General features: G+C 43.6%; 12 protein-coding genes and 3 pseudogenes. 10 read left to right on the forward strand and 5 right to left on the reverse strand.

Features of this window, described 5'->3' with window-relative positions:
- Positions 1–289: 289 nt before the first annotated feature.
- A complete protein-coding gene (locus D0A34_24770) occupies positions 290–601 on the reverse strand; it encodes a DUF2973 domain-containing protein (protein UNU21627.1) in 312 nt (103 codons plus the stop codon).
- Between the two features lie 158 nt (positions 602–759).
- Positions 760–1,089, reverse strand: coding sequence for a DUF2605 domain-containing protein (locus D0A34_24775; GenBank protein UNU21628.1), 330 nt, complete (start codon positions 1,087–1,089; stop codon positions 760–762).
- Between the two features lie 394 nt (positions 1,090–1,483).
- On the opposite strand from D0A34_24775, the gene D0A34_24780 reads away from it, so the two are divergent.
- The 5 genes and pseudogenes from D0A34_24780 (at position 1,484) to D0A34_24800 (ending at position 6,072) form a co-directional block, all read left to right on the forward strand.
- Positions 1,484–3,328: a threonine--tRNA ligase gene (locus D0A34_24780; protein UNU21629.1), complete on the forward strand. Its 1,845-nt coding sequence runs from the start codon at positions 1,484–1,486 to the stop codon at positions 3,326–3,328.
- Between the two features lie 162 nt (positions 3,329–3,490).
- Positions 3,491–3,625 (forward strand): DUF4058 family protein, encoded by a 135-nt coding sequence (locus tag D0A34_24785; GenBank protein ID UNU21630.1) that lies wholly within the window; start codon positions 3,491–3,493, stop codon positions 3,623–3,625.
- Positions 3,626–3,753: 128 nt separating this feature from the next.
- The gene (locus D0A34_24790; protein ID UNU21631.1) at positions 3,754–3,933 is read left to right on the forward strand and encodes a hypothetical protein; all 180 of its coding nucleotides are present in this window, start codon (positions 3,754–3,756) and stop codon (positions 3,931–3,933) included.
- A pseudogene (locus tag D0A34_24795) lies at positions 3,893–4,364 on the forward strand (IS1 family transposase). Before D0A34_24790 ends, D0A34_24795 begins: the two are co-directional and overlap by 41 nt.
- Positions 4,365–4,788: 424 nt before the next feature.
- Positions 4,789–6,072 (forward strand): aminotransferase class I/II-fold pyridoxal phosphate-dependent enzyme, encoded by a 1,284-nt coding sequence (locus D0A34_24800; protein UNU22456.1) that lies wholly within the window; start codon positions 4,789–4,791, stop codon positions 6,070–6,072.
- A gap of 162 nt (positions 6,073–6,234) precedes the next feature.
- Here the strand turns inward: D0A34_24800 and D0A34_24805 are convergent.
- Positions 6,235–6,973, reverse strand: a pseudogene (locus D0A34_24805) (IS1 family transposase).
- Positions 6,974–7,006: 33 nt separating this feature from the next.
- Between D0A34_24805 and D0A34_24810 the strand changes: the two are divergent.
- A pseudogene (locus D0A34_24810) lies at positions 7,007–7,606 on the forward strand (tetratricopeptide repeat protein).
- A gap of 25 nt (positions 7,607–7,631) precedes the next feature.
- On the opposite strand, the gene D0A34_24815 reads toward D0A34_24810, so the two are convergent.
- Both D0A34_24815 and D0A34_24820 read right to left on the reverse strand, forming a co-directional pair.
- Entirely contained in the window at positions 7,632–8,567 is a 936-nt protein-coding gene (locus D0A34_24815) for a DUF1350 domain-containing protein (protein UNU21632.1), read from the reverse strand.
- 99 nt (positions 8,568–8,666) lie between these two features.
- Entirely contained in the window at positions 8,667–9,485 is an 819-nt protein-coding gene (locus D0A34_24820; GenBank protein UNU21633.1) for a hypothetical protein, read from the reverse strand.
- Between the two features lie 434 nt (positions 9,486–9,919).
- On the opposite strand from D0A34_24820, the gene D0A34_24825 reads away from it, so the two are divergent.
- The 4 genes from D0A34_24825 to D0A34_24840 all read left to right on the forward strand — a co-directional run bounded on the left by D0A34_24825 (position 9,920) and on the right by D0A34_24840 (position 12,320).
- Positions 9,920–10,138 (forward strand): DUF3285 domain-containing protein, encoded by a 219-nt coding sequence (locus D0A34_24825; GenBank protein ID UNU21634.1) that lies wholly within the window; start codon positions 9,920–9,922, stop codon positions 10,136–10,138.
- Between the two features lie 206 nt (positions 10,139–10,344).
- Positions 10,345–10,881, forward strand: a complete 537-nt coding sequence (gene ybeY, locus D0A34_24830) for an rRNA maturation RNase YbeY (GenBank protein UNU21635.1) — start codon at positions 10,345–10,347, stop codon at positions 10,879–10,881.
- A 161-nt stretch (positions 10,882–11,042) separates the two neighbouring features.
- Positions 11,043–11,555 (forward strand): diacylglycerol kinase family protein, encoded by a 513-nt coding sequence (locus D0A34_24835; GenBank protein ID UNU21636.1) that lies wholly within the window; start codon positions 11,043–11,045, stop codon positions 11,553–11,555.
- A gap of 177 nt (positions 11,556–11,732) precedes the next feature.
- Positions 11,733–12,320, forward strand: coding sequence for an aminodeoxychorismate/anthranilate synthase component II (locus tag D0A34_24840; protein ID UNU21637.1), 588 nt, complete (start codon positions 11,733–11,735; stop codon positions 12,318–12,320).
- The last annotated feature ends 207 nt before the right edge of the window (positions 12,321–12,527 follow it).

A 12,527-nucleotide genomic window follows, 5' to 3' on the forward strand; every position in this document is an offset into this window, starting at 1 on the left:
ATTAAACTTTCAAAAATCACAAATAATTGGCCATTAGTTAAAAACTAACGGCCAATTATTTTTAGGACTTATATCCAATCTGGTGAGATGCAGAATGATGCCAAGGGTGCAAGCATCATCGCGATCTCTTAAGCTCGCACTGAACTCGGAAAATTATTATTCCGATGAAGCGCGGAAACGATTTTCACCAAAATCTATGAAGAAAAAGGGTTTCGGACACCTAGCTTGTAAGTCCTATATTTTTTTTGAGGCCTAGCGCCTAAGTATAAATGCTGCGGCTGTGGTTGTCTTAGGCTAGTTCGCCCCCTTCGTCGCTGCCGCCCGGAGATGATTTGTAGAGAGCATCTAATTGTTCGCGGGCGTCTTGGACAGTCAGCGAACGCATCACTAACAGTGGCTCATTGACTATGTTTCCCTGTTCGTCTAAAAGTTCTGGATGCGGTACAGATTGAGAGCCAGGATAGGATGGGTGGCGATTATTTGCCCTGAATTGTTGAGGACGCTGAGACTCCATACCAACGGTGACTAGACTGCGGATTAAGTTACCGACTGCCAGAAAGGCAAGAACGGTAAAAGCTAAAATATAAAGCAGGTGCAACATTATTTTCTCCTCCGGGCTAAACAGCCACACAGCAATTTACAAAAGTGTTTCAGCAAGTAATAACTTATTAACTGGAAATTTGTTTGAGGTTGTCAAGTGGGCCGCCACATTTCCCAAGGTTGGGGATTTGACTTCAAATTTAACTTGAACTCGCTTCCTTATTTTCCAGGGGGAGCGGACTGCAATGAGCGAAAGCGTGCCGATACTTGCCAGCATTCGGCGAGCAGTCTGTGCCACGGCATCAGTGCTGTGGTTTCAATCCCAACTTGACCTCCGGTTGCTTGAAATAGACCTTTAGCTGCGCCTACTTCTTGCTGAGCTTGTTTGACTCGCGCCAGCAAGTCAGATTGCTCCTCGTCGCTGAGAAAGGGAATTTCCTCAGTTTCTAAGAGGTTTGCCGATCGATCTAACCAGTAATTGAAATCCTCTAACAGCGGTTCCAGTAACGCTTTGAGCAATTCTGGCTCGGGCAAATTGGAATTAAGCATGGATCAAAATTGGGTTATTTATCTATTATAGTCTTAGACGAGCTTTACAAATTGTAACATATTTTTAACAAAAATTCAATGATTTAACAACAATTAGCAGGTGGGTGTGAATAAATTTAATTGTGTCAGCAGCGATTTTTGAGTCGAAATCCCCAAATTCTGCCAAATTAGTTCGGGAACTCACGCATGGTTAGAACCGGGTTTTTTCAGGCAATACTTAGTTACAGCCCACCCAAATAGTAAAAAACCCGGTTTCTGAGAGTGGGAGTGCGGGAGGCACTAAACGTCGTAACCATCAGGGCCGTTGTTGTAATTTCCCGGAGTGTCCCCCAGCCGGAAGTCGGCGCTTACTGTCCCAACCTTAGTAAGATAGAAGCAACTGCAACTAAATTAATTGCTAATTCAGCCGATGTCTAGCTCACAATCCATGTCCCCTCCAGAAGAGTCCGTTAAGATTGAGTTGCCCCGCACGAGTGAGTCGGAGCCACTAAAAAAAATTCGCCACACCACCTCCCACGTTATGGCGATGGCGGTGCAGAAGTTATTTCCCAAGGCGCAAGTGACGATCGGCCCTTGGATTGAAAACGGTTTCTATTATGACTTTGACACTCCCGAACCTTTTACGGAACAGGATTTAAAAGCCATTAAAAAAGAGATGATCAAAATCATCAACCGTAAATTGCCTGTAATTCGGGAAGAAGTCAGCCGCGAGGAAGCGGAACGCAGAATTAAGGAGATTAACGAACCTTACAAATTAGAAATTTTAGAAGGTTTGATCGAACCGATTACTCTTTACCATGTGGGGGAGGAATGGTGGGATTTGTGCGCCGGGCCTCACTTAGATAATACCAGTGAGTTGAATCCAAAGGCGATCGAGCTAGAAAGCCTAGCAGGCGCTTACTGGCGCGGCGACGAAACCAAAGCTCAGTTACAGCGCATTTACGGCACTGCTTGGGAAACTCCCGAACAATTAGCAGCATACAAACACCGCAAAGAAGAAGCCCTCAGGCGCGATCACCGCAAATTAGGCAAAGAATTAGGCTTATTTATTTTTGCCGATGCTGTGGGGCCGGGTTTGCCTTTGTGGACGCCGAAAGGCACTGTTTTGAGAAGTATTTTAGAAGATTACTTGAAACAAGAACAAATCAAGCGCGGCTATTTGCAAGTAGTGACTCCGCACATCGCCAGAGTGGATTTGTTTAAAATTTCCGGCCACTGGCAGAAATACAAAGAAGATATGTTTCCGCTGATGGCGGAGGATGAAGAAGCGGCAGCAAACGAACAAGGTTTTGTCATGAAACCGATGAACTGCCCTTTTCACATTCAGATTTACAAAAGCGAATTGCGTTCCTATCGAGAACTGCCCATGCGCTTAGCGGAATTCGGCACAGTTTACCGCTACGAACAATCGGGAGAATTGGGCGGTTTAACACGGGTGCGCGGCTTTACGGTGGATGATTCCCACTTATTTGTTACGCCGGAACAGTTGGATGCAGAATTCTTGAATGTAGTGGATTTGATTCTGTCAGTCTTCAAGAGTCTGCAACTGAAAAACTTTAAGGCGCGTTTGAGCTTCCGCGATCCGAACAATTTAGAGAAATACATCGGTTCTGATGAAGCTTGGGAAAAGTCTCAAGGTGCCATCCGCCGCGCGGTGGAAACTTTGGGTATGAATTATTTTGAGGGAATTGGGGAGGCGGCTTTTTACGGGCCGAAACTCGATTTCATTTTCCAAGATGTCTTGGATAGAGAATGGCAGCTAGGAACTGTTCAGGTAGATTACAATTTGCCAGAACGTTTTGATTTGGAATACGTCGCTGAAGACGGCACTCGCAAGCGTCCGGTGATGATTCACCGCGCTCCTTTCGGTTCTTTGGAACGTTTGATCGGGATTTTGATCGAGCAGTATGCGGGCGATTTTCCGCTGTGGTTAGCGCCGATTCAGGTGCGGTTGTTGCCTGTCAGCGCCGAGTTTTTGCCGTTTGCGAAGGAAGTGGCGGCGAAGATGAAAATGCTCGGAATGCGCGCCGAAGCTGATGAGAATAGCGAGCGTTTGGGCAAGTTGATTCGCAATGCTGAGAAGGATAAAATTCCGGTGATGGGTGTTGTGGGTGCGAAGGAGGTTGAGGCGAATAGTTTGAATATTCGGACTCGCGCTTCTGGGGAGTTGGGGGCGATTTCGGTTGATGAAGTGATTGGGAGGTTGCAGGCTGCTATTAGTAGTTACGGCGATTTTTAAGCGATTTTAATCGCAGATTTTAGAACGGGCGAGACGCCCGTTCCACAATTCACTTAATGGGCGTCTCTCCCGTTCCACGATTCACTTAACGGGCGAGACGCCCGTTCCACAATTAATACAAATGATAAGCTGTTGTGCATTTAATTTTCACAATCCTCTCCGTTGCCTTTGCGTGCAGGTGATGCTGAACCAATTGTAGATTTACCAGTGTTATTAAATGGGGTTTACGATCGCCCCGCCAAGGACTTTAGAATAAATTATATCGCCCTATCAGTTCCCCCGCTGTCCGAAACTTAAGCTGCTGGGGCGGATGTTTTGTTGGAGGAGAGGGGATCGATCGGATGAGAGAGGGAGGTTTAAGTGCGATCGCCCGCATATAAATTGCTGAGATATAATTAGATGACGTAGAGTGCCAATAACAAGTAATGGCAGATATTCAAATCAGCGTCGAAGGACAAGATGCAGTTGCTGCTACAGAGGAACTGTTGGCGATTTCTGGCTTGTGGGGAAATTGGGAAACAACCGGGGATGGTGAGAAAGAGGGAACTTTAATAATCATCCGCTTACAAGCCAGAGACAATTCCAGAAGTAGGAGAACTAGATGAGCTACAAATCTTTCTAGGATAAAAAAACAATCTGGGTGTGGACAGCAGTAAATTACTTTAGACCTGGTATTCTAGGATGGGTATTAGGAGACCGAGCGTCCTAAAACGTTTGAACCTTTGTGGGATGTAGTTAGTAGATGGGGATGCTATTTTTATGTGACGGATAGCCGGAAAGTTTATGCAATGTTTATTCCCGATGGAAACCAAATTATGTACCCAACTTACATGACTTGCTGTTGAAGGTGAAAACACAAGATTAAGACACTATCTGGCTCGCTTAAAACGAAAGACTTTTTGTTATTCTCGCAGCCGAACAAATGCTCAGATATCCAATTAAACTACTTATTCATTATCTCATGTTTAATGATGTTCCCCTTCCCTATTCAATTAATTATTTCGATCGAGGATTAGTCACCCCACGCGATTGCTAAACCATACCCCAATTCAGCAACGCCGGGATTGGTTTGTGTGGACAGTGTAGGGTACTGGGTTCTACGGCTGATGCGTTACAAATTGTTGCGAAATGATGCCGTAATGCAGTAAAGAGTGAGATAGTTGGTAGTGGTGCATTATCATGTTAAACTAATAAAATAATATCAATACTCCTGAGTATATATGAGTATCACTTGTTTAAGATGTCCTGCGGGGAAAATTATTAAATACGCTCATACTTATGGTAAACAAGTGGTAAACAAGTGGTAAACAAGTGGTAAACAAGGATATAAATGTCAAGAATGTGGGCGACGGTATTTTGTCCATGAGTATAATTTATCGTTAAGGCGAGTTCCGTGACCTGCAATTACTATACACTACTACCCAATTACTATGTACGACAAAAATAATCCAAATAAGCTCATGCCAGATCCAACAAGTGAAGGGAAGACTCACTTTATCTCACCACGGTTACTAAAGTTATTAAGTTACCAGACCCCTATAAGACAATTCTTTACCCAAGCGACCTATATGAGTCGCCGAACTGAGCCGGGAAGTATTGATTTTACTATCGGTGATGCCCATGAAATACCACCTCCAGGGTTTGTAGAAGCCTTACAGCGTTGGAGTGTACCGCAAAATCAAGGGTGGTATGGCTACAAGGGAAATATTCCACAATCACGGATCACTGTATCCGCTGCTCTTCAGGATAAACGCGGACTTTCTATATTGCCTGAAGATATTTTTATGACCAATGGTACTGTAGTTGGTTTGGCGATTTGTCTGCAAATGTTAGCTGGTGAGGGAGATGAGGTAATTATTTTGACTCCACCCTGGTTAGGTTATAGGAGTATGGTGCATTTTACCGGTGCGGTTCCGGTGGGTGTGCCTGTGGATACAAACACCTTTGATATGGATTTGCAGGCGATCGCATCTGCAATTACAGAACGGACTCGAGCAATCATTATCAATTCACCCCACAACCCTACAGGTAAGCTTTTTTCAGCTAGTACCCTGGAGGGTTTGAGTGGTATACTTAACGAGGCTTCTAAGCACTATGGCAAGCCTATTTATATTATTTCCGATGAAACCTTCAGCCGCATTGTTTTCGACAACCAAACTTGTCCCAGCCCTACTCAGTTTTACCCATTTTCTTTCTTAGTATATGGTTATAGTAAGACTTTAATGGCACCCGGTCAACGTATAGGGTATATTGCTTTACCTCCCACTATGCCTAATCGGGAAGAAATAAGACGAATCATTGCTTTCCTACAACAAACTCCTTTTGGTTGGTGTTATCCTAGTGTGCTCATGCAGTATGCCTTAGGAGACTTAGAGCAACTCAACATAAATATCGAGCATTTACAAAACAAGCGAGATGGGATGGTAAAGGCACTGCGGGATATGGGTTACACCATGTATAACCCTGATGGGACGTTCTTCCTCTTGGTGCAATCACCTTGGGATGATGACCTTGCTTTTGCCGAGTTATTAGCAAGTGAAGATATATTTGTTTTACCAGGAACTCCCCAGGAAATACCCGGTTACTTCCGAATTTCCCTTACTGCCAACGAAGAAATGATTTCGCGTTCTCTACCCAAATTCCAAGCTGCGATGGAATACGCTGTTGCTAACCCACTTGCTTCCCCCTCTTCTGTCACTAAGCGGCAGAGTATAATAGAACAAAATCTCTCAAACCAAAGCTAGGTCTATGGTTAACCCTCGCCAAGCTAATTCAACCTTGAAATTGATTGATGAGTATTGTCGCTATTACAGAAATCTGTTTTCAGAAGTCAGAAGCTTCAAAGCTTTTACAAACCTTCATGCTGGTATAATTTCTGATATGGCGTTGCTGAATTGGGGTATGGTTTAGCGATCGCGTGCGGTGAGTAATGCTCGCTCGAAATAATTAATTGAATAGGGAAGGCGAACATCATTAAACGTGAGATAATGAATAAGTAGTTTAATTGGATATCTGAGCATTTGTTCGGCTGCCAGAATAACAAAAAGTCTTTCGTTTTAAGCGAGCCAGATAGCGTCTTAATCTTGTGTTTTCACCTTCAACCGCAAGCCATGTAAGTTTGGCACATAATTTGGTTTCTCTCTGGAATAAACATTCCATAAACTTTCGGGCCATCCGTCACATAAAAATAGCATCCCCATCTACTAACTACATCCCACAAAGGTTCAAACGTTTTAGGACGCTGGGTCTCCTAATACCCATCCTAGAATACCTGGTCTAAAGTAATCTACTGCTGTCCACACCCAGATTGTGTTTTTTTTATCCGACAAAGGTTTGTAGCTCATCTAGTTCTCCTACTTCTGGAATTGTCTCTAGATCGTAAGCGGATGGTAGCAGCTTTCCAACTTGCTTGAGCCAATTAATTATTGTCGTGTGATGCAGGTCTTTGACTCTCTGGCTCGCACGAAAACCCATCCCATTGACATATATCTTTAGGTATTGATATTTAACTTCTTGCGCGTAACCCTGGTGGGTTTGATAGCAATCTCTAAATGGCCTGCCACAGTCAACACAAATATAATTTTGCTTGCCTTTCTTGGGCGCATTTTTATTAACATGAGTTGACTTATCTTCAGGAAATTTTATTGGCTTTGACTTTCAGTTAATTGGTTTTTGTGAATCGCTCACTCGCTCTATCGTACCTCAATTCAACAACGCCAGGAAAAGATTGGCAATGTTCAAGGGAAAGCTGCTACTTGGCACCAACTAGCAGGAATTTATGCGGATCAAGGGGAAGTAGCAAAGGCGATCGCACTTTATGAAGAATCTCTCGAACTTACGGAAAAGAGTGGCGATGTTCGAGGGAAAGCTGCTACTTTGCACCAACTAGCAGGAATTTATGCCAATCAAGGGGAAGTAGCAAAGGCGATCGCACTTTATGAACAATCTCTCGAACTTCAGGAAAAGATTGGCTAGGTTCGAGTAAAAGCTGCTACTTTGCACTGTCTAGCAGGAATTTATGCCAATCAAGGGGAAGTAGCCAAGGCGATCGCACTTTATGAACAATCTCTCGAACTTCAGGAAAAGATTGGCAATGTTCGAGTAAAAGCTGCTACTTTCGCAATGTTAGGACAGTTGTTAGCAGATAAGAAGGGAGATTTTGACAAAGCCTTGAATTATTTACAGCAATCTTTGGACATTTTGCAGCATTTGCGATCGCCAGAGGCGGAAAAAGTGAGGAAAATTATTGCTATAGTTCAGCAGATGGCTGGAGATTGATGGTGAGTTTGCAGTTTATACAATATTAAGCGCCTAACCGCTTTTTCAAAGCATCCAAAAAATGAACAGACCAATATTCAAGAAATCGGCTTTTCAGAGGTTTGATGAATTTATCCCAAGGATTGAGGTCAACAATATAATTACCGATTTTGATACCAATCGGCTCTAAATGTTTGCCTTCTATTTCCTGGCTCAATAAAGGCAATTTTCTATTACTTAGCTGTTGTATGAGCCAAAGTACATCGCTGTTTTTTTGTTGTTCGGGACTTTTGTTAATATCATTGGTAGAACCAGCACTATCATCTCGATCGAAAGAAATTATTGCAGTCAAATTAAACAGAGAACTATTAGCAATAAAGCATTGAGTTTGTTCTCTGGTTGGTAACACTCCTAAGCGGAATTTGTCTAACAGTTTTGCTAGCGATCGCACTGGAATAGCGCTCTCTGTATTGCTGATATCAGGAGCAATTAATAAGGACGGCTGGCCTTTAATTGAAGGTCGGTCGATGCCCAGATTTTCGATTAACCTTTGAATCCGTTCGTAGTCAGCGCGATCGCAGAATTTATCCACAATATTTGGATACCGATCGTCGCTTAAAAATTCTAAAAGAGCAATATACTTGCATCCCAGACTGTGACCTACCCAAAAATAACTTGATGGTTCTTGATAAATTTCGCTTTCATAGCCTAATCTTTGAGCAATTGTGGTCAGTTCTGTTCTCAGTATCTCCTGCTCTTTTAATAACCCAATAGCGATCGGCCAGTGCCGAAAAGTAAATCTAAATGGCAAAGCAACTACGGTATAACCTTCTTCAAACAACTGCTGTAAAAAATATCGATAAAACAAAGTTGGCAAACTACCAAAAAAAGTTCCACCAATAAATTGAACCACACCTTTGGGCTGCGGATGAACAGCCACCCAACTAAAAGAAACAGCCTGAAATTTAAAGGAGTGCGACATTTGAATAAAGCTCACTGAGTGTATAAGTATGCTTAATTAAACCTAATCAAACATAAGGTGGGCATTGCCCACCTTACAGTTACTTAGCATTTAACAGTTCTAGCTGCGAGACATTCTGACAGGAATATCGAATTTATCCATCACTGTATTTAGCTCTTTCAAATTGACATCATTGGCATCGAGTTGGGCCAGCAGTTGCACTAAAAGTTGAGCTTTTTCGGAATTGTCTGCTTCCAAACTAGCTATGTCCAAATTACCGTTGCGTAACTCTTCCAGAACTGGGGTAACAATTGGTAAATCGATGATAATTGGTTTACCTGGTTCAGGCGTAATCTCGTTCAAGCCTTTTCCACTGGCGATCGCTAAAGTGTAATTAATTTGATCGAAGTCTGGTGAAGTTCGAGTTTCTGATGGGAAATCGTTTGGCAAGAAAGTACCGCGAATTTCGGGATTCAATAACACCTTGACTGGTTTCTTGCTTTGGGGTGTAGGCTTGGGAAAGATGGAACGCGCTGGCACAAATAGCGAGACATAGCCGCGCACTTCCAACAAACCTGGAGTCAGAGTTTTTGGCAGAATGGGCAACAATTGAACAGATGCAGTTTTGTGAGCGGGTATTGTGAAAAATGCGCGATATACCTTCGGTTTCCCTGGCTGCTGAGTCAGAGGTACTTCGATGTTACTGCCTTCAACGTCAACAACTAAGAAAGCGTTGTTGAGCAAGATTTTATTAGGATCTGCCGGCACGGGTAAGCTGATGGTAAACTCAATCCGATATCGCAAGTCGATCGCTTCGAGATTGGAGATGGTGAGAAAATATCCCTGAACGATTCGACGAGCCACTGGGATGAGTTGTGGAGGGATGGCCATCACAGGTGCGATCGGTGCGGTGAGGATTTCAAAGGTGGAAACTTCCATGTTTTTGTGCGAGTAATTTAACTTTTAGCTTGGGTTATTTAGCCGGAAAATTTTGTTTCTGTTTTTCCGTGCCTATATCTATGAATAACTGCCCGTCGCGGTTGGTTAACAGTCGCTTTTTCTGGTGACACTCATTTTAGTTAACTCAAATGAGTGTCGCTTGATTGTGCGACTTGACAATTTAAAAATTTTTGTTAAAGCGCACAGGAACACGGATCGGGAATTAAATTTATCCTTGTGTATCTGAAGATAAAAATAAAATATCAAATTGATAATCAGCCCGATCGCACATTAATCTGTTGGTATAATCCCCCTTTAATGCGCCCGGGGCGATCGAAAAGCTCAAAACACCTACACAAAACGTTACATATTTGTTACCATCGGGACGAGGCTATCCTCGGCAGCCTCTCTATTAACCTTCTAAACTAACCGTTATGAGTCAACCTCCCTCAGCAATTCCTGCCTCCGAAGAGTCCGCCGAAACCCAGACAGCGCCGACAAACACTGCACCTCCACCGAGTTATGTCAAGCTGGCGATGCGGAACATGGTTCGCAAGCGGGCGACTTCTTTGTTTCACTTTGCTTTGACAGCGGCGGGACTTTTAGGCGTACTCGTCGGTTTGGCTTTTCTCGATCACTATTTCAATTCTTAATCGAGGATTCCAACAATCAGCCTCTAATTTCTGCTGATGTTTTTGATCTTTCTTAATCGGGAGTTAAGCTGATTGTTCTGCCTGCCTGTTGCAATCTCTAACAGATTACTGTATCTTTCCAGCAACAGCAAAATCCCCTGCCGTTCGATCGCGCAATTGGAATTTGTAAAAAAATTGAATATATCCCTTGACAGGAGAGCAAAAAAATGTTAATTGAGGTGAACGTCGAAGACTGTTACGGGATCGCCCAGCAGTCAGCCGACGCTTCCAACCTCCCTGAGAGTGCAGCCAGCGGGGAGATTTCAGCCGAAACCTGGGAAAATTGGTTTAGCGTTTGGCTGGAAAACCAGGCGGCGGATGTGCCAGTGGCCCCGGGCTACGAGGTCAGTCTGCGTTTAACCGCCGATACGGAGATGCAAGCCCTCAACCTCCAGTACCGCCAGCTCGATCGATCAACCGATGTACTAGCTTTCGCATCTTTAGAGGTAGACTGTCCTCAGCTAGAGGAAATGCAGTCATCGGAACCCCTATACTTGGGTGATATCGTCATCTCGATCGATACAGCTAACCGACAAGCCCAGCAGCAAGGACATCCCCTGAAGACCGAACTAGCTTGGCTCGCAGCCCACGGTTTTCTGCATCTTTTGGGCTGGGATCACCCGGATGAAGAAAGTCTGACTCAAATGCTCGATCAACAAGAAACATTGCTGCAGGCGATCGGTCTTACGATCCAAACAGCATAACTTAAGTTGATGGTTACTTGACAAATCATGTCAAGCCCAACATAACTTTCTGAAATTACACCAAAACTTTAGTAAAAACTTAGGAAAGTTACCTAGACTAGATGAAGTCAATTTGAAAAGTCTAGCTTTCATTCATCTCTGTAACTTAAAGTTGGTAGTTTATGACACTAAATCGACCGTCAATTTCATCAAGAATCGCACAGTTTCTGCCCATGCCTCAAGACTCTTCCAGCCCAACAGTCCACGAGTCTAAAACAGCCTTGAAATACAACCGAGAGCTATCCTGGAAAATCGCATCTAGCTTAGCTACCAGTTTTAGATACGCTTGGGGGGGTCTGACTTATGCTTTTGAAACTCAGCGAAATTTTCGGATTCACACTGTTATAGGAACATTGGCGATCGGACTAGGACTATTTTTGCAACTCAAACCTGTAGAAATATCTGTGATCGGCGTCACCATTGGCATAGTTTTAGCAATGGAACTTTTGAATACGGCGATCGAATCGGTGGTAGACTTGACAGTCGGGCAATCTTATCACGAACTAGCCAGAATTGCCAAAGACTGCGCTGCCGGAGCAGTTCTGGTATCGGCAATGGCTGCGATCATCGTCGGTACTGCACTTCTGCTTCCTCCTTTGTGGGTCGTCATTCAAATTGCGATCGCCCGTCAGTAACTTATTGGACTCAGCAAATTTTAGGTTTTAGATGACAAATTTGAGATTTTTAGTTTTAGTCGTCTATATTGCAGCTATTTTTATCTTCCGCATCTATCTAAAATCTTGAAACCCTTGCTTTCAGGCAGCGAGTCAATCTAAAATCTAAAATCTAAAACCTAAAATCTAACTTAACCCGTGATTATAGTCATCGATAACTACGACAGTTTTACATACAATTTGGTACAGTATCTAGGAGAACTCGGTGCTGAGTTGCCGGTAGCAAGCGAAGTGCAAGTCTACCGCAACGACCAAATTTCCTTAGCAGAAATTCGCCAATTGCAGCCTGCAGCAGTGGTGATTTCTCCAGGCCCGGGGCGGCCAGAAGATGCGGGAATTTCTCTGGAATTAATCAAAGAATTGGGACCGACTTTACCAATCTTAGGCGTGTGCCTCGGACATCAAAGTATCGGTCAAGTATTCGGCGGCAAAATTGTTTCTGCGCCCGTGTTGATGCACGGCAAAACTTCTCAGGTAGAACACGCAGGAGTCGGAGTTTTTCAGGGCCTGGAATCGCCGATGATTGCAACTCGCTATCACAGTTTGGTAATTGAAAAGCAGAGTTGTCCAGAAGTGTTAGAAATTACGGCTTGGGTTGAAGACGGAACTATTATGGGTGTGCGGCACCGCGAATATCCGCACATTGAAGGTGTACAGTTTCACCCGGAAAGTATTTTGACGACTGCGGGAAAGCAATTATTGCGAAATTTCTTAGAAAGACTTTAGTTGGGTGGTGAATTTTGAGTTTTTGTCTGCATCTTTCGGGTGCGGAATTCGCACCTGACTGTGCAAATTCTGTGAAGCTTCCGGGTGCGAATTACTTACCTTACGGTAAAAGTAGGGTGTACATTTCGCACCTGACGGTGTTTTGTGGTATTGTAAAACTTCGTTGATTTTATAAGCAATTATAAACAATAATGGTATCATATCGCT

This window comes from Microcoleus vaginatus PCC 9802 (genome assembly GCA_022701275.1).
GTDB classification, from domain to species: Bacteria; Cyanobacteriota; Cyanobacteriia; order Cyanobacteriales; family Microcoleaceae; genus Microcoleus; species Microcoleus vaginatus_A.